This is a genomic window from Leifsonia sp. T36S-04 (genome assembly GCF_042465655.1).
Taxonomy (GTDB): domain Bacteria; phylum Actinomycetota; class Actinomycetes; order Actinomycetales; family Microbacteriaceae; genus Leifsonia.
This window is the reverse complement of the sequence record NZ_CP146286.1, coordinates 2,358,883-2,384,206: the sequence shown is the minus strand read 5'-3', so window position 1 is coordinate 2,384,206 and position 25,324 is coordinate 2,358,883. Positions and strand designations below refer to the sequence as shown.

The 25,324-nt window shown below is 69.7% G+C and carries 23 protein-coding genes; 10 read left to right on the top strand and 13 right to left on the bottom strand.

Features of this window, described 5'->3' with window-relative positions; translation table 11 throughout:
* Window positions 1-14: 14 nt before the first annotated feature.
* Together P3F85_RS11625 and P3F85_RS11620 are read left to right on the top strand one after the other, a co-directional pair.
* Window positions 15-626, top strand: a complete 612-nt coding sequence (locus P3F85_RS11625; protein ID WP_374010921.1) for a sigma-70 family RNA polymerase sigma factor — start codon at window positions 15-17, stop codon at window positions 624-626.
* Window positions 623-868: a zf-HC2 domain-containing protein gene (locus tag P3F85_RS11620; protein WP_374007666.1), complete on the top strand. Its 246-nt coding sequence runs from the start codon at window positions 623-625 to the stop codon at window positions 866-868. The genes P3F85_RS11625 and P3F85_RS11620 overlap by 4 nt, the downstream gene beginning before the upstream one ends.
* Before the next feature lie 69 nt (window positions 869-937).
* Here the strand turns inward: P3F85_RS11620 and P3F85_RS11615 are convergent, their stop codons facing one another.
* The gene (locus tag P3F85_RS11615; protein ID WP_374007665.1) at window positions 938-1,720 is read right to left on the bottom strand and encodes a VOC family protein; all 783 of its coding nucleotides are present in this window, start codon (window positions 1,718-1,720) and stop codon (window positions 938-940) included.
* A gap of 124 nt (window positions 1,721-1,844) precedes the next feature.
* On the opposite strand from P3F85_RS11615, the gene P3F85_RS11610 reads away from it, so the two are divergent.
* The gene (locus P3F85_RS11610; RefSeq protein ID WP_374007663.1) at window positions 1,845-2,750 is read left to right on the top strand and encodes a formylglycine-generating enzyme family protein; all 906 of its coding nucleotides are present in this window, start codon (window positions 1,845-1,847) and stop codon (window positions 2,748-2,750) included.
* A 90-nt stretch (window positions 2,751-2,840) separates the two neighbouring features.
* Here the strand turns inward: P3F85_RS11610 and P3F85_RS11605 are convergent, their stop codons facing one another.
* Window positions 2,841-6,704 carry a multifunctional oxoglutarate decarboxylase/oxoglutarate dehydrogenase thiamine pyrophosphate-binding subunit/dihydrolipoyllysine-residue succinyltransferase subunit gene (locus P3F85_RS11605; protein WP_374007661.1) on the bottom strand — a complete coding sequence of 1,288 codons (3,864 nt, stop codon included), beginning with the start codon at window positions 6,702-6,704 and terminating at the stop codon, window positions 2,841-2,843.
* A gap of 134 nt (window positions 6,705-6,838) precedes the next feature.
* Between P3F85_RS11605 and P3F85_RS11600 the strand changes: the two genes are divergently transcribed.
* The gene (locus tag P3F85_RS11600; protein ID WP_374007659.1) at window positions 6,839-8,278 is read left to right on the top strand and encodes a GuaB1 family IMP dehydrogenase-related protein; all 1,440 of its coding nucleotides are present in this window, start codon (window positions 6,839-6,841) and stop codon (window positions 8,276-8,278) included.
* Window positions 8,279-8,337: 59 nt separating this feature from the next.
* On the opposite strand, the gene P3F85_RS11595 is transcribed toward P3F85_RS11600, so the two are convergent.
* From P3F85_RS11595 to P3F85_RS11580, 4 genes are all read right to left on the bottom strand, one after another.
* Window positions 8,338-9,768 carry a DHA2 family efflux MFS transporter permease subunit gene (locus P3F85_RS11595; protein ID WP_374007658.1) on the bottom strand — a complete coding sequence of 477 codons (1,431 nt, stop codon included), beginning with the start codon at window positions 9,766-9,768 and terminating at the stop codon, window positions 8,338-8,340.
* Window positions 9,769-9,844: 76 nt separating this feature from the next.
* Entirely contained in the window at window positions 9,845-10,396 is a 552-nt protein-coding gene (locus tag P3F85_RS11590) for a TetR/AcrR family transcriptional regulator (protein WP_374007657.1), read from the bottom strand.
* Window positions 10,397-10,456: 60 nt separating this feature from the next.
* On the bottom strand, window positions 10,457-11,494 hold the full coding sequence (locus P3F85_RS11585) for a hemolysin family protein (protein ID WP_374007655.1): 1,038 nt from the start codon (window positions 11,492-11,494) through the stop codon (window positions 10,457-10,459).
* Window positions 11,487-12,809 (bottom strand): hemolysin family protein, encoded by a 1,323-nt coding sequence (locus P3F85_RS11580; RefSeq protein ID WP_374010920.1) that lies wholly within the window; start codon window positions 12,807-12,809, stop codon window positions 11,487-11,489. The genes P3F85_RS11585 and P3F85_RS11580 overlap by 8 nt, the downstream gene beginning before the upstream one ends.
* A gap of 251 nt (window positions 12,810-13,060) precedes the next feature.
* On the opposite strand from P3F85_RS11580, the gene P3F85_RS11575 reads away from it, so the two are divergent.
* Window positions 13,061-13,438, top strand: a complete 378-nt coding sequence (locus P3F85_RS11575) for a VOC family protein (RefSeq protein ID WP_374007654.1) — start codon at window positions 13,061-13,063, stop codon at window positions 13,436-13,438.
* 28 nt (window positions 13,439-13,466) lie between these two features.
* Here P3F85_RS11575 and P3F85_RS11570 read toward each other — a convergent pair whose 3' ends face one another.
* Window positions 13,467-14,549 carry an NADH:flavin oxidoreductase/NADH oxidase gene (locus P3F85_RS11570; RefSeq protein ID WP_374007652.1) on the bottom strand — a complete coding sequence of 361 codons (1,083 nt, stop codon included), beginning with the start codon at window positions 14,547-14,549 and terminating at the stop codon, window positions 13,467-13,469.
* Window positions 14,550-14,557: 8 nt separating this feature from the next.
* Window positions 14,558-15,175 (bottom strand): HAD family hydrolase, encoded by a 618-nt coding sequence (locus P3F85_RS11565; protein ID WP_374007650.1) that lies wholly within the window; start codon window positions 15,173-15,175, stop codon window positions 14,558-14,560.
* A 72-nt stretch (window positions 15,176-15,247) separates the two neighbouring features.
* Between P3F85_RS11565 and P3F85_RS11560 the strand changes: the two genes are divergently transcribed.
* From P3F85_RS11560 to P3F85_RS11540, 5 genes are read left to right on the top strand one after another with little or no spacing between them, the layout of a single operon-like run.
* Entirely contained in the window at window positions 15,248-16,105 is an 858-nt protein-coding gene (locus tag P3F85_RS11560; protein ID WP_374007648.1) for an NAD(P)H-hydrate dehydratase, read from the top strand.
* 57 nt (window positions 16,106-16,162) lie between these two features.
* A complete protein-coding gene (locus tag P3F85_RS11555; RefSeq protein WP_374007646.1) occupies window positions 16,163-17,503 on the top strand; it encodes a hypothetical protein in 1,341 nt (446 codons plus the stop codon).
* Between the two features lie 57 nt (window positions 17,504-17,560).
* Window positions 17,561-17,869: an MTH1187 family thiamine-binding protein gene (locus tag P3F85_RS11550; RefSeq protein ID WP_374007644.1), complete on the top strand. Its 309-nt coding sequence runs from the start codon at window positions 17,561-17,563 to the stop codon at window positions 17,867-17,869.
* Between the two features lies 1 nt (window position 17,870).
* A complete protein-coding gene (locus P3F85_RS11545) occupies window positions 17,871-18,110 on the top strand; it encodes a hypothetical protein (RefSeq protein ID WP_374007642.1) in 240 nt (79 codons plus the stop codon).
* A gap of 9 nt (window positions 18,111-18,119) precedes the next feature.
* Window positions 18,120-19,400, top strand: a complete 1,281-nt coding sequence (locus P3F85_RS11540) for an MFS transporter (RefSeq protein WP_374007640.1) — start codon at window positions 18,120-18,122, stop codon at window positions 19,398-19,400.
* Between the two features lie 31 nt (window positions 19,401-19,431).
* Here P3F85_RS11540 and P3F85_RS11535 read toward each other — a convergent pair whose 3' ends face one another.
* The 5 genes from P3F85_RS11535 to P3F85_RS11515 all read right to left on the bottom strand — a co-directional run bounded on the left by P3F85_RS11535 (window position 19,432) and on the right by P3F85_RS11515 (window position 25,193).
* Window positions 19,432-20,085 carry a response regulator transcription factor gene (locus P3F85_RS11535; protein ID WP_121259696.1) on the bottom strand — a complete coding sequence of 218 codons (654 nt, stop codon included), beginning with the start codon at window positions 20,083-20,085 and terminating at the stop codon, window positions 19,432-19,434.
* A gap of 30 nt (window positions 20,086-20,115) precedes the next feature.
* On the bottom strand, window positions 20,116-21,333 hold the full coding sequence (locus tag P3F85_RS11530; RefSeq protein WP_374007637.1) for a hypothetical protein: 1,218 nt from the start codon (window positions 21,331-21,333) through the stop codon (window positions 20,116-20,118).
* Window positions 21,330-22,496 (bottom strand): sensor histidine kinase, encoded by a 1,167-nt coding sequence (locus tag P3F85_RS11525; RefSeq protein ID WP_374007635.1) that lies wholly within the window; start codon window positions 22,494-22,496, stop codon window positions 21,330-21,332. The genes P3F85_RS11530 and P3F85_RS11525 overlap by 4 nt, the downstream gene beginning before the upstream one ends.
* Before the next feature lie 15 nt (window positions 22,497-22,511).
* Entirely contained in the window at window positions 22,512-23,717 is a 1,206-nt protein-coding gene (locus tag P3F85_RS11520; RefSeq protein WP_374007633.1) for a homoserine O-acetyltransferase, read from the bottom strand.
* A 153-nt stretch (window positions 23,718-23,870) separates the two neighbouring features.
* On the bottom strand, window positions 23,871-25,193 hold the full coding sequence (locus P3F85_RS11515; protein ID WP_374007631.1) for a bifunctional o-acetylhomoserine/o-acetylserine sulfhydrylase: 1,323 nt from the start codon (window positions 25,191-25,193) through the stop codon (window positions 23,871-23,873).
* Between the last annotated feature and the right edge of the window lie 131 nt (window positions 25,194-25,324).

The window sequence follows — 25,324 nt, the reverse complement described above, 5'->3', positions numbered from 1 at the left end:
TAGACTGGCCGGTGATGAGCACCGAGATCGAGGAAACGGGCCACCTCTTCGAGGAGCAGGCCCTGCCCTTCATGGACCAGCTGTACGCGGCTGCCCTGCGCATGACGAGGAACCCCTCCGACGCGCAGGACCTCGTGCAGGAGACGTTCGTGAAGGCGTACGCGGCTTTCAACCAGTTCCAGCAGGGCACCAACCTGAAGGCCTGGCTGTACCGCATCCTCACCAACACGTTCATCAACACGTACCGCAAGAAGCAGCGCGAGCCCTACCAGGGGACGATCGACGAGCTCGAGGACTGGCAGCTGGGAGGCGCGGAGTCGCTCTCGTCGTCGTCCAGCCGCTCGGCCGAGGCCGAAGCGATCGACCACCTCCCGGACAGCGCCGTCAAGGACGCGCTGCAGGCCATCCCGGAGGACTTCCGGCTGGCCGTGTACCTCGCCGATGTCGAGGGGTTCTCCTATCAGGAGATCGCCGACATCATGAAGACCCCGATCGGCACCGTGATGAGCCGCCTGCACCGTGGCCGTCGCATGCTCCGGGAGCTTCTGACCGACTACGCGCACGAGCGCGGGCTCTCCGCCGTCCAGGGAGATCCGGCCGTGCAGACCCCCAGGAGCAAGAAATGACCGACTGCGGTTGTGAGAAGGCGAAGGCCGAACTCGAGGAGTACCTGCGCAACGAACTGTGCAGCGAGGATGCTGCCGACGTGCGCGAGCACCTCGCGAATTGCGCCGGATGCTCCGACGAGGCGCACCTGAACGTCGTGCTCACCGAGGTGGTGCAGCGGGCGTGCAAGGAGACGGCGCCCGAGACGCTGCGCACCGAGGTGCTGCTGCGCATCCGCTCGTTCCAGTCCGCCGCCCACTGAGCGGGGATTCGTGACGAAAGCGCGCTTCGCAGCGGCGAAAGCGACGATTCGTGACGAATGCGAGCGGGGCTAGGCGGCGCTGCCCGAGCCCACCTCGTGCAAGAAGAACAGGCCGCCGAGCGGGTCGGTGACCTGTGCGAAGCGACCGAACTCGCTGTCCCAGGGGTCGCGGACGACCGTTCCGCCGAGTTCGGTGACCCGCTGGGAGGCGGTCGCCACATCGGCGACGCCGAAGTAGACGACCCAGTGCGACGGCACTCCCTCCGGCAGCATCCCGTTCGCGTCGAATACGCCTCCGCTGGGTGATTCCGGGTCGCCAAACGTCGCGTACCGGAAGTCGGCCGTGTCGCCGAGCACCTGGGTCCGCCAGCCGAAGACCCGGGTGTAGAAGTCGACCTGCGCCGCGTAGCTGCGGGCATAGAGCTCGTGCCACGAGGGCGCTCCGGTCTCCGCGACCAGTTCGAACCCTCGGTGCAGCTCCGGATCCCAGAGGCCGACCACGGCGCCACCCGGATCGGCGATCACCGCGAGCCGACCCTGCTCGCCGACCGTCATCGTCGGGGCGATGACCTGTGCGCCCGCCCGGAGGCTGGCGTTCTCGGCGGTTGCCGCGTCCTCGACGAGGAGGTAGGTGAGCCAGGAGTCGCCCGGTCCGTCGCCCATGACCGCACCGAGCCCGGCCACCGCGCGTCCGTCCCGACGGAACGTCACGTAGCCGCCGTACTCCTCACCCGCTGTTTCGGCGGTCCAGCCGAACAGGCTGGTGTAGAAATCGCGGGCGCGCGGGACATCGGTGCTGGCGTAGTCGATCCAGCAGGGCTCTCCGAGGCGGTGGTTCGTGACGACGGTCATGCCGCCAAACTACGCCGCCGGACCCTCCCGGCGACAGGTGTCGGCCCGAGCGGCCGGGCGCTGCGCCTCCGAAGAGCTGGATAGGCGTCTCGCCCACGGGAGGCCCATCCGCTAGCGTTCAGCCATGAGTGAGATGGTGCTCATCCCCGGCGGCACCTTCCGCATGGGATCCGCGGAGTTCTACCCGGAGGAGCAGCCCGTCCACGAGCGACGGGTCGAGCCGTTCCGGATCGCGCGCCACGAGGTGACGAACGCGAAGTTCGACGCCTTCGTGACGGCGACGGGATACGTCACGGTGGCCGAGCGCCCGCTCGACGCAGCGCTCTTCCCGGAACTCAGCGATGAGGAGCGGCTGCCCGGCGCGATGGTCTTCACCCCCACCACAGGCCCGGTCGACCTCACGGACTGGCGCAACTGGTGGCGCTGGGTGACCGGCGCGGACTGGCGGCACCCGGAGGGACCGGACTCCGACCTCCTCGGACGGATGGACCGCCCGGTCGTGCAGATCGCTTACGAGGACGCCGTCGCCTACGCCGCCTGGAAGGGTCTGCGGCTGCCGACGGAGGCGGAGTACGAGTTCGCGGCACGCGGCGGGGTCGACGGCGCGCGCTTCGCCTGGGGCGACGAACCGTTTCCGGACGGGAAGGCGCGCGCCAACACCTGGCTGGGCCGCTTCCCGTACGACAACCGCGGACGGTTCGGCGCGACGGTCGCACCGGTCGGCTCCTATCCCGCCAACGGCTACGGGCTCTTCGACACCATCGGCAACGTGTGGGAGTGGACGAGCGACTACTACTCGCCCCGCCACGTCGTCCCGGGCCAGGTCCCGGTGGACGCAGGCGCGCGACCGAGCCTGCTGGGAGCAGCCAGCGCTGAACCGGGCTCCACCATCCCGCGCCGGGTGCTCAAGGGCGGGTCCTACCTCTGCAGCCCCGAGTACTGCCTGCGCTTCCGCCCCGCGGCGCGCTCGCCGCAGTCGGAGGACACGGCGACGACGCACATCGGGTTCCGCTGCGCAGCCGACGCTTAACGCCGCCGCCGAGTGGTGACATCTCGTCACCACTCGGCGGGAGTTGGAGCGTCTGCTCACCACTCGACGGTCGTGTCGAGCGGCACATGCCTAGAGCGTCAGCGCGCGCTGGATGAGGATGGACTGCTCCTGAGCGTGGCGCTTGGCCGAGCCCGCGGCCGGCGAAGCCGACGGCGGACGCGAGACGACACCGAGCGGGCGCGGTCCGAGCTTCGAGGTCTCCAGGATCATGTACGGCCACGCACCCTGGTTCTCCGGCTCGTCCTGCACCCAGACCAGCTCCGCGTCCGGGTAGGAGTCGACCACGGCCTTCAGCTCCGCTGCCGGGAGCGGGTAGAACTGCTCCACGCGCACCAGGGCGATCTCCGGGTTCGGGTTCTTCTCCAACTCGTTGAGCAGGTCGTAATACAGCTTTCCGGCCATGAGGAGGACACGCTTCACGGCGCCCTTGTCGCTGATCCGCGCGTCGTCGATGACCGGCTCGAACCGGCCGCTCGTGAAGTCCTCCACGTTGCTCGAGGCACCGCGCAGGCGCAGCATCGCCTTCGGGGTGAAGACGATGAGCGGGCGGCGCGGGCGAGCGTAGGCCTGACGGCGCAGCAGGTGGAAGTACGACGCAGGGGTCGACGGACGGGCGACGGTCATGTTGTTCTCGGCGCACAGCTGCAGGTAGCGCTCGATGCGGGCGCTGGAGTGGTCCGGTCCCTGACCCTCGTAGCCGTGGGGGAGGAGCAGCACCAGCGACGATCGCTGGCCCCACTTCTGCTCGGCGGACGAGATGAATTCGTCGATGATGATCTGGGCGCCGTTGGCGAAGTCGCCGAACTGGGCCTCCCACAGCACGAGCGCATCCGCCCGCTCCACCGAGTAGCCGTACTCGAAGCCCATCGCGGCGTACTCGCTCAGCAGCGAGTCGTAGATCCAGAACTTGGCCTGGTTGTCACTCAGATTGGCGAGCGGCAGCCATTCCTGGCCGTTGACCCGGTCGTGCAGCACGGCGTGACGCTGAACGAACGTGCCGCGCCGCGCATCCTGACCGGCGAGGCGCACCGGAGTGCCCTCGACCAGCAGTGAGCCGAGCGCAAGCAGCTCGCCGAAGCCCCAGTCGATGCCGCCGTTGCGGCTCATCTCGCTGCGCTTGTTGAGCAGCTGCTGCAGCTTCGGGTGCACGGTGAACCCGGCGGGCGGGTTGTTGAACGCGTCGCCGATCATGTGGATGACCTGCTCGCTGACCGCCGTCGTCTCCGGCTCGCCGACGTTGTCGTTCTCGTCCTGCTGCGTCGGCTGCTCGAGGTCACCCGAGTCGCCCGCGGTGAGGATGGGGGTGGAGTTGGTCTGCGCCGCGTGCGTCTCCATGAACGCGCGCTCCAGGCGGTCCTGGAAGTCGCGGTGCGCCTGCTCGTACTCCTCTTCGGTGATGTCGCCGCGGCCGACGAGCGCCTCGGTGTACAGGCGGCGAACGGAGCGCTTGGCTTCGATCAGGCTGTACATCAGCGGCTGGGTCATCGACGGGTCGTCGCCCTCGTTGTGACCGCGACGGCGGTAGCAGATGAGGTCGATGACGACGTCGCGCTTGAACTCCTGGCGGTACGCGAACGCGATCTCCGCCACGCGGACGACGGCCTCGGGGTCGTCGCCGTTCACGTGGAAGATGGGCGCCTGGATCGTCTTGGCGACATCCGTCGAGTAGATCGAGCTGCGCGCCTCCGAGGGAGACGTCGTGAATCCGACCTGGTTGTTGATGTTGACGTGGATGGTGCCGCCGGTGCGGTAGGCCCGCAGCTGCGACATCTGCATCTGCTCGACCACGACACCCTGGCCGGCCATCGCCGCGTCGCCGTGGATGAGGATCGGCAGCGTGAGGAAGGTGCCCGGTGGGCGGCGGTCCTGCTTGGCGCGGACGATGCCCTCGAGCACGCCGTCTTCGGCTTCGAGGTGCGACGGGTTCGCGGCCAGGTAGACGGGGATCTCTTCGCCGCCTGCACCCTTGAAGGTGCCCTCGGTGCCCAGGTGGTACTTCACATCGCCCGAACCCTGGACGGTGCGCGGGTCCTGCGTGCCCTCGAACTCGCGGAAGATCTGTCCGTAGGTCTTGCCTGCGATGTTGGTGAGCACGTTGAGGCGGCCGCGGTGCGCCATGCCGATGGCGACCTCGTCCATCCCGGCCTCGGCAGCGCCCTGCAGGATCGAGTCGAGCAGCGCGATCGTCGACTCGCCGCCCTCCAGGCTGAAGCGCTTCTGGCCCACGTACTTGGTCTGCAGGAACGTCTCGAACGCCTCGGCCTCGTTGAGCTTGCCCATGATACGCAGCTGCTCGTCGTGCGTCGGCTTCTCGTACGGGCGCTCCAGCTTGTCCTGGAACCACTTGCGCTGGCCCGGGTCCTGGATGTGCATGTACTCGATGCCGACGGTGCGGCAGTAGGAGTCGCGGAGCACGCCCAGGATGTCGCGCAGCTTCATCTTCCGGCGGTCACCGCCGAACTGGCCGGTGACGAACTCGCGGTCGAGGTCCCAGAAGGTGAGTCCGTGGTTCTCGATCTCGAGGTCCGGGTGGGTGCGCTGCTTGTACTCCAGCGGGTCGATGTCCGCCATGAGGTGGCCTCGCACCCGGTACGAGTTGATGAGCTCCTGGACGCGCGCGGTCTTGTCGACGGCGCTCGCCAGGTCGACCGAGATGTCCGGGTTCCAGTGGATCGGCACGTACGGGATGCGCAGCTCGGCGAAGATGTCCTCGTAGAAGTTGCGCTTGCCGATGAGCAGCTCGTGGACGATCTTCAGGAACTCGCCCGAGCCTGCGCCCTGGATGACGCGGTGGTCGTAGGTGCTCGTGAGGGTGATCGTCTTGCCGATCGCGAGGCCCGCGAGCGTCTTCTCGGCCGAGCCCTGGAACTCGGCCGGGTACTCGAGGGCGCCGGCGCCGATGATGGCGCCCTGGCCCTTCATCAGGCGGGGGACCGAGTGCACGGTGCCGATGCCGCCCGGGTTGGTCAGCGAGATGGTGGTGCCGGCGAAGTCGCCCGCCGTGAGCTTGTTGTTGCGGGCCTTGCTGACGAGCTCCTCGTATGCGGCGAGGTACTCGCCGAAGCGCATCGTGTCGGCGCGCTTGATACTGGGAACGAGGAGTGCGCGCGTGCCGTCCGGCTTTGGCAGGTCGATCGCGATGCCGAGGTTGATGTGCGCCGGGGCCACGACCGAGGGCTTGCCGTCGACCTCTTCGTAGTAGACGTTCTGGCTCGGGAACTCCTTGAGCGCCTGGATGAGCGCCCAGCCGATGAGGTGCGTGAACGAGACCTTGCCGCCGCGGGCGCGCTTCAGGTGGTTGTTGATGACGATGCGGTTGTCGATCATCAGCTTGGCCGGGATGGTGCGGACGCTCGTCGCCGTCGGAACGGTGAGCGACGCATCCATGTTGGTGGCCAGCGACTTGGACATGCCGCGCAGCGGGGTGACCTTGTCCTCCTCCGCGGCCTCGAGGGTCGCGTTGGGGGCGGTCACCGGGGCGTCGGCCGGGACCGGCTGCGGCTTCGGGGCCACGGACGTGGTGCGCGCGACGGGCGGCTGGCCGATCACCGGGATGGGAGTGGTGACCGGCTTCGGCTCGTTGGGGTGCGGGGCGGGAGCGCCGCCGGCGGCCGGTGCCTGCGTCGAGGGCTCGGAGGGCGTCGGCGCGGTGGGCTCTGCGGGGGAGGGCACGGTGGGCTCCGACGGGGTCGGCGCGCTCGGCTCGGCCGGGGTCGGCGCGGGCGTCTCGGACGGGGAGGGGATCGAGTCCGCCTTCACCGCGTCGTCCTTCACGGCCGGGTGGTAGTTCTCGAGGATCGGCCACCAGGACTTGTCGACCGAGTTCTTGTCGTGGACGAACTGTTCGTACAGCTCATCGACGAGCCACTCGTTGGCTCCGAATTCTCCTGAGGAGCCGTCGTCGGTTCCCACTCCGGTCAATTGGCTCGACACAGCCGATCGCCCACTCTCTCCGTTGATTCTCATGACCGAGCGGCTGCGAACCGCCCGCTTCCATCCGAGGATCAAGCCTAATCCCATCGACGCCCCGGTGCGGGCGCTCAGCCGAGCGAGATAGCGTTATTCGCATGCAGTTCTATGGAACGTCGCCGCGCCACGACCTCACCTACTCCGACGTGTTCCTCGTGCCGTCGCGCTCGAATGTCACGAGCCGTCTCGATGTCTCGCTTGCGCCGAACGACGGCACGGGCGCGACCATCCCCATCGTCTCGGCGAACATGAACTCGGTGACCGGAAAGCGCCTTGCGGCCACTCTGGCGCGCCGTGGCGGCCTCGGCGTGCTGCCGCAGGACATGCACCTGCAGGACCTCGACGACGCCATCCGCTGGGTCAAGGCGCAGCCGGTCGGGCTCGACACCCCGTACGAGGCGCGCCCGGAGGAGACGGTCGCCGATGTGCTGCGGCGCGTGCCGGCGGTCGAGGGGCACGGCATCGTGGTGAGCGACGCCTCCGGCGCCTTCCTCGGCTGCATTGCGGCCATCCAACTCGGCTCGGCGCTGCCCGACGCCCGGATCGGCGACCTGCTGCACGGCGCTCTCACCTCGCTCGACGTGGAGGACGTCACCGACGGCAAGGCAGCGTTCCGGGTGATGGATGCGGCCGGGCTCGAGTTCGCGCCGGTGCTCGACCACGGGCGTGTCGTCGGAACCCTCTCGAAGCGCAGCGCCCTGCGCTCGACCATCTACACTCCGGCGCTCGACGCGCATGGCCGGCTGCGCGTCGCGGCGGCCATCGGCATCAACGGCGAGGTCGCCGAGAAGGCCACGGCGCTCGCGGCCGCGGGGGTCGACGTGCTCGTCATCGACACGGCCCACGGCGACCAGGACGGCATGATCCGGGCGATCCGCACCGTGAAGGCGCTCGACCTCGGCCTGCCGATCGTCGCGGGCAACGTGGTGACCGAGCAGGCCGTCCGCGACCTCGTGGACGCGGGCGCGGACATCCTCAAGGTCGGCGTCGGTCCCGGCGCCATGTGCACCACGCGCATGATGACGGCTGTCGGCCGTCCCCAGTTCTCGGCCGTGCTCGAGACGAGTGCCGCCGCGCGCGAGCTCGGCGCACACGTCTGGGCCGACGGCGGCGTCCGGTACCCGCGCGACGTTGCGCTCGCGCTCGCCGCGGGTGGGGCGTCCGTCATGATCGGCTCCTGGTTCGCCGGCACCATCGAGGCCCCGGGCACGCTCGACCGGGATGCGAACGGCGCGCTCTACAAGGAGAGCTGGGGCATGGCATCCACCCGGGCGGTCAAGGGGCGCTTCGAGCGGCTGGACGCGTACGACCTGGCCCGCAAGGAGCTCTTCGCCGAGGGCATCTCCAGCTCGCGGATCTACCTCGACCCGCTCCGCCCCTCGGTCGAAGACCTCCTCGACATGATCACCACCGGGGTCCGCAGCTCGTTCACGTACGCCGGGGCGCGCAGCCTCGCCGACTTCCACGAGCGCGCGCTGGTCGGCATCCAGTCGGCGGCGGGCTACGAGGAGGGCAAGGCGCTCCCCGTCAGCTGGTAGCCGGCACGCACCAAGAACAGGGCGGTCCCGGGTGGGACCGCCCTGTTCGTGTCCCGGTCTCAGCGGGAGCGGACCACTGCGGTCATCGCCGCACCGATCAGCGCCAGCAGCGCGACCCCGATGAAGAGCAGCAGGAAGCCGCCCGATGTCGCTGCCGTCACGCTGCTGCCCGCGGCGAGCAGGGCCGACGTCTGAGCGGCGGCGATCCCGCCGAGAACGGCGAGCCCGAGCGCGCCCCCGATCTGCTGCGCAGTGTTGACGAGGCCGCTGGCGAGTCCCGAGTCCGATTCGGAGACGCCCCGCACGGCGAGCTGCGTGGCCGTCACGAACGTCGCGCCGAGACCCAGGCCGATCACGATGCTCGGAAGCAGGAAGCCTGCGACGAAGCCGGTGCTGCCGCCCAACGCCATCCATGTGACGCCGGCGGCCAGCACCACCAGGGCGCCAGCGAGTGTCGCTCGAAGTCCGGCTTTGGCGACGATGACAGGGACCGCGCCGGCGATACCGATCAACGCGATCGCCAGGGGGAGCTGGCTGAGCCCGGCCGCGAGGGCGTCGAGGTGCATGACCTCCTGCAGGTAGACCGAGAGGGCGAAGAACAATGCGACAGTGGAGCCGCCCACCAGCAGCATCACGATGTTGCCGGCCAGCGCGTCACGGTTGCGGAAGAACGAGAACGGCAGGAGCGGGTGGGAAGCGCGGCGCTCCACGAGCACGAAGGCGGCGAGGAGGGCGAGCGCGGCAGCTCCGAGGCCGAGGACGATCGGGCTCGTCCAGCCGAGAGCGCCGCCCTCGCTCAGGGCCGCCACCCCGGCGGCGAGGCCGAAGGTTGCGGTGGCAGCACCGGCCGCATCCATCCGCTGTGCACCGGTCGCACGGTCCCGGGTCACCAGGAACGGGATGACGACGAGCACCAGGATGCCGACGGGGATGTTCACGAAGAAGACAGCCGGCCAGCCGAAGCTCGCCGTCAGGACGCCGCCGAGGAGTACGCCCGCGGCGCTGCCCATTCCGGCGACGGCACCCCACAGGCCCAGCGCCTTGCCGCGTGCTGCACTGTCCGGGAAAAGCTGTGTGAGCAGTGCGAGCGAGGAGGGCGCGAGAAGCGCGGCGAACCCGCCCTGAACGGCCCGGGCACTCAGGAGCATCGTTCCGTTGACGGAGAGGCCCGCGGCGAGCGAGGCGACGGCGAATCCGGCGACACCGATGAGGAACACGCGGCGGTGGCCGAACCGATCCGCGAGTCGTCCGCCCAGCAGGAGGAGGCCGCCGAACGGGAGGACGTAGGCGGTGACGACCCAGGCGAGGGCGGCCGTGTCGAGGCCGAGGGCAGACCCGACCGTCGGTAGCGCGATGTTGACGATGGAGGCGTCGAGGACGACCAGGAACTGGGCGAGCGCGAGCACCGCGAGTGCCCACCAGCGGTGGGAGCTGCGAGGACGGGGCGGAGCCGCGGGTGCGACCGTGGTGGTGAGAGGGGTGGCGTTCATGTCGGTTCCTTTCGTGTGAGTGACTGATCAATCACTCTTTGGGTGTGCGGATAGGCGATGAGGTGGACGGGTGATTTCAGGGGTGACGAATTCCGGCCGTCAATGTGCGCGCCCAGGATTCGGGCACGTCGTCAAGGCCGGCGGTCACGATGAGGTGGCACAGCTGGCCGAAGGCGATGAAGTGCTGAATCGCCTCGGCGTCCGCGCCCGACCGTGTCGTGGCGAAGCGGGTGATGCGGGCGAGCCCCCGACGCAGAGCCTCGCGGATGTCGAGGACATCGGAGGCCGACTGCGCGTGCACCTGGAGCATGAGCAGCGAGCGGTCCGCGATGAGTTCGGCGTAGGCGTCGCCCATGGCATCGAGGATTTCGGCCGGCGTCCCGCCGTTGGCAGCGCGGGCGCCCTTCTCGAGCGCCGCCTCGATGCGCTCGAAGCACCGCTCGAGGGCGGCGACGAACAGGCTCTCCTTGCCCGGAAACAGCTTGAAGACGTAGGCGGGGGAGATGTCGGCGTGCGAGGCGATCGCCGCGATCGGCGTGCCGAGGTAGCCGCTCACCGCGAAGACCGCGATGGCGCTGTCCAGCACTGCGTCGCGCCGATCGTCGGCTGTGGAGAGTGTTCGTGGCATGTGAGTGACTGTACACTCACTCTTCTTCGCATGTCAACGATCACGGCACCGCACGCGCCGTCAGGAGCGGCGGGTCGCGTCCTGGACCTCGCCGACGAGCTCCTCGATGATGTCTTCGAGGAACAGCACGCCGGCGGTGGCGCCCTCGTTGTCGACGACGCGCGCCAGGTGGCTGCCGGAGCGCCGCATGGTCGCCAGGGCGTCCTCCACGTCGCTGCCGGAGAACACCGTGACCAGGCGGCGGATCCGCTTCGCCGGGACGGGGAGCTCGAACCCGGTCTCCTCAAGGTCGAGCACGTCCTTCAGGTGGAGGTAGCCGGTCGGCTCGCCGTCGGCGTCCGGCACGACATACCGCGAGAAGCCGTACTTGGTCACGGCCTTCTCCACGTCGGCGGGGGTCGGCGCCGGGGGGAGCGTGACGAGCGCGTCGAGCGCGACGGCCACATCCCGGACCTTCTTCTCGGTGAACTCGAACGCAGCGGTCAGGGCGCCGGTCCGGTCGGTGAGGAGGCCCTCCCTGGTCGACTGGGAGACGATCGTGGCCACCTCGTCGAGGGTGAAGGTGCTCGCCGCCTCGTCCTTCGGCTCCACCCGGAACAGCCGCAGCACGGCGTTCGCGCTCGCGTTCAGGGCGACGATGATCGGCCGGACCGCGCGCCCGATGCCGACGAGCGGGGGAGCCAGCAGCAGGGCAGCCTTGTCGGGCATCGAGAACGAGATGTTCTTCGGCACCATCTCGCCGAACACCACGTGCAGGAACGAGACCACCACCAGCGCGACGATGAACGCGATGGTGCCGATCACCTCCTCCGACCATCCCGTGGCGTGCAGGGGGATCTCGAGCAGGTGGTGGATCGCCGGCTCCGAGACGTTCAGGATGAGCAGCGAGCAGACCGTGATTCCCAGCTGGGTGGTCGCCAGCATGAGCGTCGCGTGCTCCATCGCGTACAGGGCGGTCTTCGCACTCCGCTTGCCGCGTTCCGCGAGCGGCTCGATCTGCGACCGGCGTGCCGAGATGACGGCGAACTCCGCACCGACGAAGAAGGCGTTGACCGCCAGCAGCACGACCAGCCACGCCAGCCCGGCCCAGTCACTCATGAGCGGTCCCCTCTGCGTCGGTGCCCCCGGTGACAGCGATCGGATCGGGCGTGTAGCGGATGCGGTCGACCCGGCGGCCGTCGAGGCGCTCCACGCGCAGCGTCCCGCCCTCGATCGTCACTTCGTCCCCGACCTTGGGCAGCCTCCCGAGCTCGTTCATGACGAAGCCGGCGACCGTCTCGTACGGCCCGTCCTCCGGGACCGAGACGGCGGCGCGCTCCTCGAGCTCGTCGGGGCGCAGGATGCCCGGGAAGGTGATCGAGTCGCGCCCGCGGATCACGCCGGCGCGGGTGCGGTCGTGCTCGTCGGCGACCTCGCCGACGATCTCCTCCACCAGGTCCTCCAGGGTCGCAATGCCCGAGGTTCCGCCGTACTCGTCGACGACGATGGCCAGCTGGTAGCCGCGGGCCCGCAGCTCGCCGAGCAGCGTGTCCAGGCCCATGGTCTCCGGCACGCGCAGGGCGTCCGTCATCAGGGCCGACGCGGGGACACGGCCACGCCGCTGCCGGGGCACGGCGACCGCCTGCTTGACGTGCACGACGCCGAGAACGTCGTCGATGTCGTCGCCGATCACCGGGAACCGCGAGTACCCCGTCTTGCGGGCGAGGTCGCTGACGGCCTGCGCCGGGTCCGTGCGCTGCACGGCCTCGATACGGGGCCGCGGCGTCATCACGTCGGAAGCCGTGCGGCCCGAGAACGCGAGCGTGCGGCTCAGGAGGGTCGCCGTGTCCGCCTCGAGGAGGCCCGCACTCGCCGAGCGTCGCACCAGCGAGGACAGCTCGTCGGCGGTGCGGGCACCGGACAGCTCCTCCTTCGGCTCGATGCCGACCAGGCGGAGGATGCCGTTCGCGGTGCCGTTCAGCAGCGCGACGAACGGCCGGAACACGGTGGTGAACACCGTCTGGAACGGGATCACGACGCGGGCCGTCGCCAGCGGCAGTGCCAGCGCGAAGTTCTTGGGGACAAGCTCGCCCAGGATCATGGAGAGCAGGGTCGCGACGGAGATCGCCACGATCGTCGCGATCGGCATGACCGCGCCCTCGGGCAGCCCGGTCGCGGTCAGTGGCCCGCGGAGCAGGGAGCTGATGGCCGGCTCCATCGTGTACCCGGTGAGCAGCGTCGTGAGGGTGATGCCGAGCTGTGCGCTGGACAGGTGCGTGGAGGTGATCTTCAGCGCGGCGATCGTCATCGTGAGCCGCGACTCGCCACGGTCACGGCGGGCCTCGAGGTCGCCACGGTCGAGATTCACGAGCGCGAACTCGCTGGCGACGAAGAGTCCGGTGCCGATGGTCAGCAGCAGGCCGACAGCGAGCATGATCCACTCACCGAGCACAGTACTCACCTCGCGTTCTCAGAGGCGGGCGTGCCGGAGCGGATCGGCGTCGAGAGGGAGGGTCGTCCATGTGGCCGCCAGTATATCGGCGCGGAATGCGGAGGTCCTCAGGATTCCGGGGCGTATTCCCAGCCGGCAGCTGAGCCGGCTTCCGCACCTAGACCGACGGTTCCAGGTGGCCCCTTCCCGCCGCCGACGGCGTAGCATCCGCCCCGGATGAAGGAGGAATCATCATGTTGGAGTCATCAGTCACATACTCCGTCCTTCCTGCTTCCGACCTGAAGCGGGCCACCGAGTGGTACCGCGACAAGCTGGAACTCGAACCGGAGCGGACCACCGACGGCGGGGTGCTCTACGGCACCGGGTCGGCGTCGAAGATCTTCGTGTACGAGACCACGAACGCGGGCACCGCGCAGAACACCGCCATGTGCTGGCTGGTCGACGATATCGAGGCGACGATGGCGCACCTCAGGGAACGCGGAGTGGTCTTCGCCGACTACGACTTCCCGGGCCTGCACACCGAGAACGGGATCGCAACCGACGACATGGGGCGGTCGGCGTGGTTCCAGGACAGCGAGGGCAACTACCTCTGCCTGACCCAGGAGGCGTGACCCGGCGCTCCCGACCGCCCGCGCGGCCTCAGCGCCGCCAGCGGGCGCGGAGGTACTGCGGCGGCCAGTAGCCGATCTCGACGCCCAGCTCGTGCGCGGCCCGCAGGGGGAAGTGCGGGTCGCGCAGGAGTTCGCGCGCCAGCATGACCGCGTCCGCCTGGCCGCTCTCCACGATCTCGGCGGCCTGCTCGGGCGTCGTGATCAGGCCGACGGCGCTCACATCCACCTCGGATGTACTGCGCACGTGGTGAGCGAACGGCACCTGGTAGCCGGGTTCGACGGGGATGCGGATGCCCGCCTGGATGCCGCCGCTGGAGATATCGAAGAAGTCCGCGCCTGCCTCTTCCGCCCAGGTCGCCACGGTCGCCGTCTGGTGCTCGTCCCAGCCGCCCTCGGTCCAGTCGCTCGCCGAGAACCGGACGAACAGGGGAGCGTCCGGCGCCTCCTCGCGCACCGCCGCGACGATGCGCAGCAGCAGCCGGGCGCGGTTCTCGAGGGAGCCGCCGTACTCGTCCGTTCGCTGGTTCGAGATCGGGGAGAGGAACTGGTGGATCAGGTAGCCGTGCGCCGCGTGGATCTCGATGACCCGGAATCCGGCCTCGAGCGAACGGCGGGTGGCGGACCGGAAGTCCTCGACGACCGTGTCGATCCCGGCCGAGTCGAGCTCCTCCGGCACGTCGTAGCCGTCGAACGGGATCGCCGACGGCGCGACGGTGCGCCAGCCGCCCTCGCTCTCCGGAACGGTGCCGGTCCTGTCGTCGAAGCCCCAGGCCGGCCACGTCGAGGCCTTGCGGCCGGCGTGGGCGAGCTGGATGCCCGGGACAGCGCCCTGCTCCTCGATGAAGGCGACGATCGGCTTCCATGCGTCGCGCTGCTCGTCGGTCCAGATGCCGGTGTCGCGGGGGCTGATCCGGCCCTCGGGGCTCACGGCGGTCGCCTCGGAGAAGACGAGCCCGCTGCCGCCGGCGGCGAACGAGCCGAGGTGGACGAGGTGCCACGTGCCCGGGACGCCGGACTCGTCGAGGACCGAGTACTGGCACATGGGCGAGGTCCAGATGCGGTTGCGGACGGTGACGTCGCGCAGGGTCAGCGGATCGAAAAGAGAGGGCATACCTCCATCTAAGACCCGAGCGCTTCCAGATATGCCCGGAGATCCTGCGGAGTCGTGAAGACGTGCCCCGCGATGCCGAGGGCTTCCGCCCCGCGCACGTTCTCCTCCTTGTTGTCGATGAAGACCGTCTGGGCGGGCGTCACGCCGAGTTCTGCGCAGACGTGCTCGAAGATCTCGCGGCTCGGCTTGATGGTTCCGAGCTCACCGCTGACGAAGACCTTCTCGAAGAGGTCGCCCAGGGTGCCGTGCCGGAAGTACGAGCCGAAGTCGCGGCCGGCGTTCGAGAGCAGCGCCATCCGCGTCCCCCCGGCCTGGAGGTCGAGCAGCACGTCGAGCGTGTCGTGGTCGATGGTGAGCCAGCTGCGGAAGTCGGCGAGCCACAGCCGGTGGATGGTCGCATCTCCCCAGCTCTCGCCGAGTTCCCGCTCGATACCGCGCCAGTACGACTGGATGCTGAGCGTGCCCTGGTCGAGCGCATCCCGGTGCCGCCAGTAGGCGGGCCAGAACACCGTGGCGTCACCGCCCGCGAGTTCGGCGAGGGCTGTACGGTCCTCGTGCGTCGGGGTCGTCGAGATGACCTCGCCGTAGTCGAACACGATCACCTTTCCGGGGATGCTGATCGCCATGCTCTCAACCTATCGTGAGGTCCGAGGGGGTTCTATGGGGTCACGGATGGCACGGCGGATCGGAGGCGACCGGTGACGGGATGGCGGAGCTGGGGCGAGCAGGATGCGGCGGCATTGATCGCGGTCCCGCAGCAGACGAGCGACAAGTACTCGCGCGGCGTCCTCGGGGTGGTGACGGGCTCGGACCAGTATCCGGGAGCTGCCGTCCTCGGGGTCGAAGGGGCGTCCCGGACGGGCGTCGGGATGATCCGCTACCTGGGAGCCGACCGTCCGTCCGACCTGGTGATCCGCCGCCGGCCGGAGATCGTCACCGCCCCGGGCCGGGTGCAGGCGTGGCTGATCGGATCCGGGATGGACGCGGCAGCGCGGCCCGAGGACGACGCCCGGCGGCTGCGCTCGGCGCTGCGGGACGGCCGCCCGCTGGTGATCGACGCCGGCGCGCTCGACCTGGTCGGCCGGGCCTCCGCGCCCGTGATCGTCACGCCCCATTTCCGTGAGCTCGCGACCCTCCTGGCGGCCGGCGCCGACGACGACTCCGACGCGGTGACGGCGGATGACATCGCGGCCGACCCGGGAGACTGGGCGATGCGGGCGGCGGACAGCCTGAGCGTCACCGTGCTCCTGAAGGGCAACACGACCTACGTGGCGGCGCCGGGCGGCCCGCGGTACACGGTGACCGCGGGGCCTCCCTGGCTCGCCACCGCGGGGAGCGGGGACGTGCTCGGCGGGGTGCTCGGCGCACTCGTGGCGACGCACGCCCGCGAGGTCGACGAGGGCGGTCACACAGCGCTTGCCGCGCTCGGGGCCACCGCCGCGTGGCTGCACGGGCGGGCGGGGGAGCGCGCCTCGGACGGCGGACCGATCGTCGCCCTCGACATCGCCGGGAGCCTTCCCGGAGTCGTCCGGGACCTCGTCCGCTCCGCCGGGTGACCGCTGCCCGGCCACAGTTCACGAGCCCGCAGGACGCATCCCTTAGGATGTGGCGCTATGGGGATCGAAGCGGTGCCGGTGCGCGCCGAGGCGACCCCTGAAGCAGAGCCGGGCACCTTCCACCGGGTGGTCCACAGCCCGCTGGCGCTGTGGATCGCATTCCTCGCCGTGCACCTGATCATCAGCGGGCTCGCCCTCGACCAGGGCAAAGGCCTCGGCGACGTGTTCCTCGTCTACAAGCCGTGGGCGGAGTTGGCGGCGCAGGGCACCCAGATCGTCGGGGTGAACTCCGACTGGGTGTATCCGTTCGGGGCGATCGTGCCCGTGATGCTTCCCCTGCTGTTCGGCGACGACGGCTACGTCTGGGCATGGCTGAACATGGTGATGCTGCTCAACGCGGCCGCCTTCGCCGTCCTCATCGTCGGCCGTGAGCCGCGCCGGATGATCGCCGCCTGGTGGTGGCTCGGCTTCCTGCTGCTGCTCGGTCCCATCGCCGTCGGCCGGCTGGATGCCGTGTCGGCGTCCATTGCGATCGTCGGACTGCTCTGGCTGACCCTGCACGAACGGGCGGCCGTCGTGGTGCTGACCGCCGCGACGTGGATCAAGGTCTGGCCTGCGGCGATCCTGCTCGCCGCTGTCGTGGCGCTCCGCTCCCGGTGGCACATCGTCCTGGTGGCCGTCGTGACCTCGGCGGTCATCGCCGCGGTGCCGCTGATCTTCGGGGCCGGGTGGCACCTCCTGAGCTTCATCACCATGCAGACCGATCGCGGGCTGCAGATCGAGGCGCCGGTGAGCTCGATCTGGATGTGGCAGGCCGCCTTCCATGTGCCGGGCGCCGAGGTCTACTACGACCGCACGCTGCTGACGTTCCAGGTGAGCGGTCAGGGGACGGCCGCAGCCGGCTCGCTCATGAACCCGCTGTTCGCGGCCACCGCACTCGTCGTGACGCTCATCGGGGTGCGTGCCCTGCGGCGCGGGACGCCGTACACGCGCATCCTGCCCGAGCTGTCGCTGGCGCTCGTGACGGCGTTCATCGCCTTCAACAAGGTCGGCTCGCCGCAGTACGTCGTCTGGCTGGCCGCTCCGGTCGTGATCGGGCTCGCGTATCAGGGCCGGGGATTCAAGACGCCGGCGATCCTCGTGCTGATCACCGCCGGCCTGACGCAGGTGTTCTATCCGTTCCTGTACGACTGGCTCCTCGTGCCGGACCCGGCCATGGTGGCAGTGCTGACCGTGCGCAACCTGATGTACTTCGTCATCCTGGGGTGGACGATCGCTGCGCTGTGGCGGCGACGGCACCGTCAGGAGGCCGCCGGCGATATGGTGCCGGCACATGCGTGGCCGTTCCGCTCGGCGCCGGGCGCGCACGCGGAACCGGTCGGCGGCGATCCGCGCTGACGCGGCGCGCTGACGTGACACCGCGCTGATACGACATCTGAGAGAAGGAGAGAAATCATGCTGGTGGCATTCTCTGTGGCTCCGAGCGGTGGTGAAGGGCCGGATGCGTCGGTGCACGACGCCGTCGCCGCAGCTGTGCGCGTGGTGCGCGAGTCGGGCCTCCCGAATCACACCGACTCCATGTTCACGACGATCGAGGGGGAGTGGGACGAGGTCTTCGACGTGATCCGCCGGGCGACCGAGGCCGTCGGCCGGTTCGGCTCGCGCGTGTCGCTCGTGCTGAAGGCGGATATCCGTCCGGGCTATTCGGGCGAACTCGAGGGCAAGGTCCAGCGGCTCGAGGCCGCTCTGGAGCGAGGGGACTGACGTGGATGTCTACACGCTGGTGAGCCTGGCGTTCGGGCTGTTCGTCGCCTTCGGGCCGTTCCTCGCGGTCGTCGGGGTCCTGGTCGGCGGAGTGCTGCTCGGGTGCGTGATCGTGGCGATCGTCGGAGCCGTGCGCACCGGTGTCTCGCGCCCTGAGGAGACGCGAGACGTGGATGTCGCCGAGTTCTTCGAGGAGCAGTCGGCCGCAGCGATGGCTGCGGGTCGAAACGATTCGATATAGGCTGAGCGGGTGACCCCGCTTCTTGACGGGCCGACGAAGCTGTCGTCGGCCCGTATTCGTCTTGCCCTCCTGGCGCTCGCCCTCGGTGGCTTCGGCATCGGCTCCACCGAGTTCGTCGCCATGGGCCTGCTCCCCAACATCGCGCACGACCTGCTCCCACAGGTGTACGCAGCCTCGCCGACGGCGGCGAACGCGCAGGCGGGCTGGATCATCTCGGCGTACGCACTGGGCGTGGTGGTGGGTGCGCCGACCATCGCCGCCTTCGCCGCGCGCTGGCCGCGCAAGAAGCTGCTGCTCTGGCTGCTGGTCGCCTTCACCGTCGGAACGCTCGCCTCGGCGGTCGCCCCGACCTTCCAGCTGGTGATGCTCGCCCGCTTCATCTCCGCGCTGCCGCACGGCGCCTACTTCGGGATCGCCTCGCTGGTGGCCGCCTCGCTGATGGGGCCGGGCAAGCGCGGGCGAGGTGTCGCGTTCGTGCTCTCGGGGCTGACGATCGCGAACGTCATCGGGGTGCCGACGATCACGTGGATCGGTCAGCACAGCGGCTGGCGCATCGCGTACCTGGTCGTCGCGGCGATCTTCGCTCTGACCTTCGCGGCCGTTGCTTTCCTGGTGCCATGGCAGGCCGGCAACGCGAAAGCCACCATGAAGACCGAGCTGCGCGCCTTCACCCGCCTGCAGGTGTGGCTGGCGCTGGCGATCGGCGCGATCGGGTTCGGCGGCTTCTTCGCGGTCTACACGTACATCGCGCCGATCGTGACCACGGTGACGGGGCTGCCGGAGGCCACGGTGCCGTTCGTGCTGGTCGTCGCCGGGCTGGGCATGACCATCGGGAACCTGCTCGGAGGGCGCGCAGCCGACCACAGCGTCCGGAACAGCATGCTGCTGTTCTTCGCGATCCTCCTGGTCGGGCTGGCCGTGCTGTGGCTGACGGCCGCCACCATCGTCGGGTTGCTGGTCTCGGTGTTCGTGGTCGCGGGCGCATGTTCGGCACTCTCGCCGACCATCCAGACCCGGTTGATGGATGTGGCGCACGACAGCCAGTCGATCGCGGCCGCTCTCAACCACTCGGCACTGAACATCGCGAACGCGTCCGGCGCCGCCCTCGGCGGACTGACGATCGCCGCCGGCTTCGGCTACCTCTCGCCGATCGTCGTCGGCGCGGTCCTCGCCGTTGCCGGCATCCTGCTCGCGCTGCTCTCGTTCTCGATCGATCGTTCGCGTGAGCGGCGAGGCGTCGACACCGGCGTGGTGCACGCCCAGCGACGCGACCCCGTCCCGGTCGACTGACCCGTCCGGGCCAGCTTCCCGGCACGGGCGGTCAGTCGTTCTGGAGCAGGATGCCGTCCTGGATCGCGCGCTTCCGCAGCGCGACCTTCGTGCCCACGTCGTAGCCCGCGACCCGGTACTTCTCACGGATGCGCTTGAGGTAGCTCTTGGCGGTCTCGTCCGAGATCCCGAGCTGGAACGCGACGGCCTTGACCGGCTCGCCCGCGCCGTACAGGGCCATGACACGGCGCTCCTGCGCGCTCAGCTTCGGCGCCCCGCCGACCTCGCCGGCGTTGAGCGCCAGGTCGAGCTCGGCCGAGATGAAGGACTCGCCCTTGCGTGCGGCGCGGATCGCCTCGACGATCATCTCGGCATCCTCGCTCTTCACGAGGTAGCCCATCGCGCCGGCTGCGAGAGCCTCGCGGACGACCGCCGGCTCCGAGTAGGTGCTCATCAGCACGGTCGCCACGCCGGTCGTCTTCAGCGTCGAGAGCTTCAGCGAGATCGGGATGTTGTCCTTGAGGTCCAGATCGAGGAGCACGACGTCGACCGGGAACTCCGGATGCGTGAGGAGCTCGGGCCAGCTGGCCACGGCTGCCACCATCCGGATGTCGTCCGCAGCGCTGCGGATCCATTCCGTCAATGCTCCGAGGAGCATCTTGTGGTCATCGACGATCGCGATCCGAATCGGCGGTTCCTCGCCCATGTCGTGCCTTTCTCTTCCCGGCCCGGCTGGTCAGCCCAGCTCCGCTGAGGCGTCGCGCACCGTGGTGACCTCGATGCGCAGGGCGGATCCCGAGAATGACTCGGCATAGCGCCCCACCTTACGGATAGCTTGCCATGCCGCAGGGTCTACCCCGTTTCGCGGCACACCGCTCGTTGAGATCACGATGGACATCGTTGCACCGGGATTCGCGGTCCGCGGGTAGGTACCCACGGGGCGCGACAGGTCCAGTGTGAGCGTGCGCGGCTGCCCGGCGCCGGTCCGCACCGGGTCGCTGATGATGAGCCACACCGCGGTGAGCAGTCCGTCGCGCTGATCGGGGTTGAGGCCGGCCGCCAGACCGTCCGGGTCGGTGAGCGTCACCGAGGGCCCGAGCAGCGCCGATTCGGTCACCGCGTGGTACAGCCAGGTCTCTTTACGGCCCTGGATGAGATGGAGGCGCAGCTCCGTGGCGATGCTGGCCGCAGCATCCGCCGTGTCCTCGTCCAGCGGGAGGGCGGTCCTGCCGGTCGCGACGCCGTCGAGCAGGCGCTCCGCCGCGAGGTCGAGCCGGGCGAGCTCCTCCGACGCCAGCATCCCGATGGCGTAGCCGGGGGAGACGACGGTGCTCTGCACCTGCACCAGGTCGAGCTCCAGCTGGACGAGGGTCCGCAAGGAGCGGACGATCTGAACGCCGACGAGGGGAGGAGCGACCGCGATGGCCACCGTCACGAGGCCCGGCCCGAGGAGCTGGAGGTCGGGCTGCGCGCGCCAGATCACGACGACGACGAGTACCGCGCCCAACGCAGCCGTCGCAGCGACGATGTCGCGGGCGGGCCGCACCGGGACGCACAGCAGGAGGGCCGGCCCGACGGCTGCCGCGGCCGTCAGTGGGACGATCGCGCCGTCGAGCGGCCAGGTGCCGACGATGTCGAGGGCGACCGCCGCAGCCCAGAGCGCGAGTGCCGCCACGTAGATCGGCAGCGGCAGTTCATCCGGCAGCCGGAGGCGGAGGACGAGGGCCCCAGCCAGCGTCGCCGCGACGAGCACCCACGCGGCGATCGTGAAGCCGAGGAGGGAGTACTCGGCGACGTTGAGTCCGAACAGCACCAGCAGGAAGGCGATCAGGGCAACGGTCGCGACGTTGAAGCCGAGGTCGAGCCGGGCACGGCTGAGCGCGTCGCGCTCGTCTCCCGCGGCGCCACGGGCGATCGTGCTGCGCGGAATCGTCCGCTCGTCCACGCGGGTCATTTCGGCACCTCCAGCACCACGGTCGTCCCGCTCCCGGGGGAGGAGAACAGGCGGGCGTTCCCACCCACGTCGCGCAGCCGGGCGACGATCGACTCGGTGAACCCGAGCCGGCCGGCGTCGATGGTCGCGACGTCGAAGCCCTTGCCGGCGTCGGTCACCATCGCGCGCACGTTCGTCTCGTCGTCCGTGATGGTGACGTGCGCTTCGTTGACGCCCGAGTGGCGGCGGACGTTCTCGAGGCACTCGCCGAGCGCCAGCAGGAAGGCGTCGAGCACGTCCGACGGCAGCAGCACCTGCCCGGCGCCGTGCCAGTTCACTTCGAGCCCCATTCGGCGGAAGCGCTGCTTCACCGATTCGAGGGTCTTGCCCAGGGTCGACTCCTCGACCGGCTTGAGCTTGTAGTCGCCCGACCGCGCAGGGTCGGGTGTGAAGCCGAGGCGCAGCTGGCGCAGCAGTGCCGCATCCTCTGCCGCCTGCTCCCGGAGCGCCCCGTGGCTGACGCCGACACCGGAGTGGGCGAGCAGGGTGAGCGTCGCCAGCACCGTGTCATGCAGCAGGCGGGCGCTCTGGCGCCGCCTGGCCTCGGTCTCGCTGGCCTGCCGTTCGACCCGGTAGGCGCGGCTCATCGTGGAGATGCGCTTCAGCGTGCGTGGGACCGTCCGCGACAACCACACGCCGGTGGCCGTGAGCGCGATCCACCCGGTCATCGTGAAGACGAGGGGCTCCACCATCCGCGACCCGGTCATCCCGAGCGTGACACCGAGTGCCGCGAGTGTGGCCACCGCCGACACGATCAGGAGCAGGATGCGCGGGCGCGAGGTCACCGCGAGCACGCAGATGCAGGCGACCGATGCCGCACCGAGGACGCCGACGGCGCTGATCGCCGACGGACCCAGAGCGGTGCCCGGCAGCAGGTGGATCAGGATGAGCGCAACGCCCGCGACCACGATGACCCACATCCACAGGGTCAGACGGAGCAGCGAGGTGAGCTGCCACTGCGCGTAGCCCAGGCAGACCACGAGGACCAGCGAGGCGAGATAGAGCGGCAGCGGGAGCGATCCCGGAACGGTCAGGCAGATCAGCGCGGTCGCCGTCGCGGTCAGGCCGACGGTGCGGGCCGTCGCAGCGAGGAGACGATCACGCTCCTTCTGGATGCGCGACATGCCCCTCCATCCTCGTCACACTGCGAACAGCCGCCGCAGTTGCGTGCTGACAGCGTCGTCCTCGATCAGGAACCCGTCGTGGCCGAAGTCCGACCGGATCACCACTGGAACTCTACCGTCCAGCGTCGCGGGAACGTGGTAGGCGATCTGCTCCTGTCCCTCGACGGGGAAGAGACGGTCGCTGTCGATGCCGACGACGAGGGTGCGCGCGGTCACCCGCGAGAGCGCCGCCGCCAGTCCGCCGCGGCCGCGACCGATGTCGTGCGAGTTCATCGCCTCGACGAGGGTGATGTAGCTGTTGGCGTCGAAGCGCCGGGTGAACTTGTTGCCGTGGAAGTCGAGATACGACTCGACGGCGAAGCGGCCTCCGCCGCCGAGCGGGCTGATCCCGCTCTGCCACGCGCGCTCGAATCGCACGTTCAGCTCCGACGGGCTGCGGTAGTTGAGCAGCGCCATGCGGCGCGCGAGGGCGAGCCCGCGGTGCGGTCCTTCGCCGTCCTCGGCGTCGTAGTACTGGCCGCCGCGGAACAGCGGGTCGGTGCGGACGGCCTCGATCTGCACCGAGTTGAGGGCGATCTGGTCGGCCGTGGAGTGCGGGGGAGCGGCGATCACCGCCAAGCGTTCGACGCGCTCGGGGAACGTGACCGCCCACTCCAGCGCCTGCATCCCGCCCATGGAGCCGCCGACGACCGCGGCCCAGCGGTCGATGCCGATCGCGTCGGCGAAGGCGGCCTGCGCGTTCACCTGGTCTCGGATGGTCGTGAAGGGGAAGCGCGGACCCCACTCGGCGCCGTCGGGCGCGAGGGACGCCGGCCCGGTGGTGCCCTGGCACCCGCCCAGCATGTTCGGGACGACCACGAACCAGCGGTCGGTGTCGATGGCCTTGCCGGGGCCGATGATGCCCTGCCACCATCCGGGCGTCGGATGGCCGGGACCCGCCGGCCCGACGGCGTGCGAGTCGCCGGTGAGGGCGTGGAGCACGAGGACGGCGTTGTCGCCCGCGGGCGACAGCTCGCCCCAGGTCTCGTAGGCGACGCGGACGTAGGGGAGGGTCTCACCGCTCTCGAACGAGAAGGCGCCGATTCCGGCGAACTGCTTGCCGCCTGCGGCGTCCGACTCCTTCCAGGCGCCGCTCGCGGGCGGCTTGCCGAGCAGCGTCCGGGCCTGGGCTTCCGTGATGAAACTCGACGGCGCCGTATCGGCGGATGTCTGCCACTCCATGCGTCTCATTCTCCTGGACCGGCGCCGCCCCCGCCGCTCTGTTACGTCCCGAGCCCAGCCCCGGCCCCGGCCCGCGAGCACAGGAAAAATGCGCCCGAAACAGCGTTTCGGGCGCACTTTCCCTGTGCTCGCGGGCGACGGAGCGGGCGACGGTCAGGCGCGGGCGGCCTCCGCGACGGAGCGGGCGGCGGCCAGGCCGGCGGAGAGGTCCGCCTTGAGGTCGTCGATGCTCTCGAGGCCGACGGAGAGGCGTACGAGTCCCGGGGTGACGCCCGCGGTGAGCTGCTGCTCCGGCGTCAGCTGCGAGTGCGTGGTCGACGCCGGGTGGATGACGAGGCTGCGGACATCGCCGATGTTGGCCAGGTGGCTGAACAGCGACAGGTTGTCGACCAGGGCGGCTCCCGCATCCACGCCGCCCTTGAGCTCGAACGACAGCACCGCGCCGACACCCTTGGGGGCGTAGCGGTTGGCGGCCGCGTACCAGGGGCTCGACGGCAGGCCGGAGTAGTTCACCGAGGCGACGTCGGGGTGCGATTCCAGGAACTCGGCGATCTCCTGCGCGTTCTGCGTGTGGCGCTCGACGCGGAGCGAGAGGGTCTCGATGCCCTGGATGAGCTGCCACGCGCTCGCCGGAGCGATCGCCGCGCCGAGGTCGCGGAGCAGCTGGACGCGCGCCTTGATGATGTAGGCGAGGCCGTCGCCGACCGCTGCGGTGTAGCTGGCGCCGTGGTACGACGGATCCGGCTCGGTGAGGCCCGGGAACTTCTCCACGTTCTTCGACCACTCGAACGTCCCGCCGTCGACGATCACGCCGCCGATGACCGTGCCGTGGCCGCCCAGGAACTTGGTGGCCGAGTGGATGACGATGTCGGCGCCGGACTCGAACGGGCGGATGAGGTACGGCGTCGCGATCGTGTTGTCGACGATGAGCGGAACGCCCGCTTCGTGCGCGACGCCGGCGACGAGCTCGATGTCGAGGATATTGATCTTCGGGTTGCCGATGGTCTCGGCGAAGAAGAGCTTGGTGTTCGGGCGGACCGCGCGGCGCCACTCCTCGGCGTCGTCCTGGTTCTCGACGAACGTGGTCTCGATCCCGAGCTTCGCGAGCGTGTACTTGAAGAGGTTGTAGGTGCCGCCGTAGATCGAGCTGGACGAGACGATGTGGTCTCCCGCCTGCGCGATGTTGAGGACGGCGAACGTCTCGGCCGCCTGGCCGGACGCGACGAGAAGGGCTCCGGTCCCGCCTTCGAGGGCGGCGACGCGCTCCTCCACGACGGCCTGCGTCGGGTTCTGGATGCGCGTGTAGATGTTGCCGAACTCGGCCAGCGCGAAGAGGTTCTTGGCGTGCTGCGCGTTGTTGAAGACGTACGACGTGGTCTGGTAGATCGGCGTCGCGCGCGCGTTGGTCACGGGGTCCGGAGCGGCCCCCGAGTGGATCTGCTTGGTCTCGAACTGCCAGTCGGCGGCGTCGGTCATGGCGTTGCTCCTTCGGGTCTGCAGTGCGCATCGCGCGCTCGGGGTGGGTCTGCAAGCGGTCGTCCACCGCCGTCCACTGCAGGCTAGACGCGCCGCCGCACGCGGGCAACGTATCCGAAACACGCCGTAAC

Excerpts from the sequence above, each read along its gene's own strand:
- P3F85_RS11595 (WP_374007658.1), bottom strand. The coding sequence starts at position 9,768 with ATGAACGCCACCCCTCTCACCACCACGGTCGCACCCGCGGCTCCGCCC.
- P3F85_RS11610 (WP_374007663.1), top strand. The coding sequence starts at position 1,845 with ATGAGTGAGATGGTGCTCATCCCCGGCGGCACCTTCCGCATGGGATCC.
- P3F85_RS11600 (WP_374007659.1), top strand. The coding sequence starts at position 6,839 with ATGCAGTTCTATGGAACGTCGCCGCGCCACGACCTCACCTACTCCGAC.
- P3F85_RS11580 (WP_374010920.1), bottom strand. The coding sequence starts at position 12,809 with ATGCTCGCTGTCGGCCTGCTGCTGACCATCGGCACCGGACTCTTCGTC.
- P3F85_RS11520 (WP_374007633.1), bottom strand. The coding sequence starts at position 23,717 with ATGGAGTGGCAGACATCCGCCGATACGGCGCCGTCGAGTTTCATCACG.
- P3F85_RS11530 (WP_374007637.1), bottom strand. The coding sequence starts at position 21,333 with ATGACCCGCGTGGACGAGCGGACGATTCCGCGCAGCACGATCGCCCGT.
- P3F85_RS11590 (WP_374007657.1), bottom strand. The coding sequence starts at position 10,396 with ATGCCACGAACACTCTCCACAGCCGACGATCGGCGCGACGCAGTGCTG.
- P3F85_RS11535 (WP_121259696.1), bottom strand. The coding sequence starts at position 20,085 with ATGGGCGAGGAACCGCCGATTCGGATCGCGATCGTCGATGACCACAAG.
- P3F85_RS11565 (WP_374007650.1), bottom strand. The coding sequence starts at position 15,175 with ATGGCGATCAGCATCCCCGGAAAGGTGATCGTGTTCGACTACGGCGAG.
- P3F85_RS11625 (WP_374010921.1), top strand. The coding sequence starts at position 15 with ATGAGCACCGAGATCGAGGAAACGGGCCACCTCTTCGAGGAGCAGGCC.
- P3F85_RS11555 (WP_374007646.1), top strand. The coding sequence starts at position 16,163 with ATGGGGATCGAAGCGGTGCCGGTGCGCGCCGAGGCGACCCCTGAAGCA.
- P3F85_RS11575 (WP_374007654.1), top strand. The coding sequence starts at position 13,061 with ATGTTGGAGTCATCAGTCACATACTCCGTCCTTCCTGCTTCCGACCTG.
- P3F85_RS11585 (WP_374007655.1), bottom strand. The coding sequence starts at position 11,494 with ATGAGTGACTGGGCCGGGCTGGCGTGGCTGGTCGTGCTGCTGGCGGTC.
- P3F85_RS11525 (WP_374007635.1), bottom strand. The coding sequence starts at position 22,496 with ATGTCGCGCATCCAGAAGGAGCGTGATCGTCTCCTCGCTGCGACGGCC.
- P3F85_RS11615 (WP_374007665.1), bottom strand. The coding sequence starts at position 1,720 with ATGACCGTCGTCACGAACCACCGCCTCGGAGAGCCCTGCTGGATCGAC.
- P3F85_RS11620 (WP_374007666.1), top strand. The coding sequence starts at position 623 with ATGACCGACTGCGGTTGTGAGAAGGCGAAGGCCGAACTCGAGGAGTAC.
- P3F85_RS11515 (WP_374007631.1), bottom strand. The coding sequence starts at position 25,193 with ATGACCGACGCCGCCGACTGGCAGTTCGAGACCAAGCAGATCCACTCG.
- P3F85_RS11570 (WP_374007652.1), bottom strand. The coding sequence starts at position 14,549 with ATGCCCTCTCTTTTCGATCCGCTGACCCTGCGCGACGTCACCGTCCGC.
- P3F85_RS11550 (WP_374007644.1), top strand. The coding sequence starts at position 17,561 with ATGCTGGTGGCATTCTCTGTGGCTCCGAGCGGTGGTGAAGGGCCGGAT.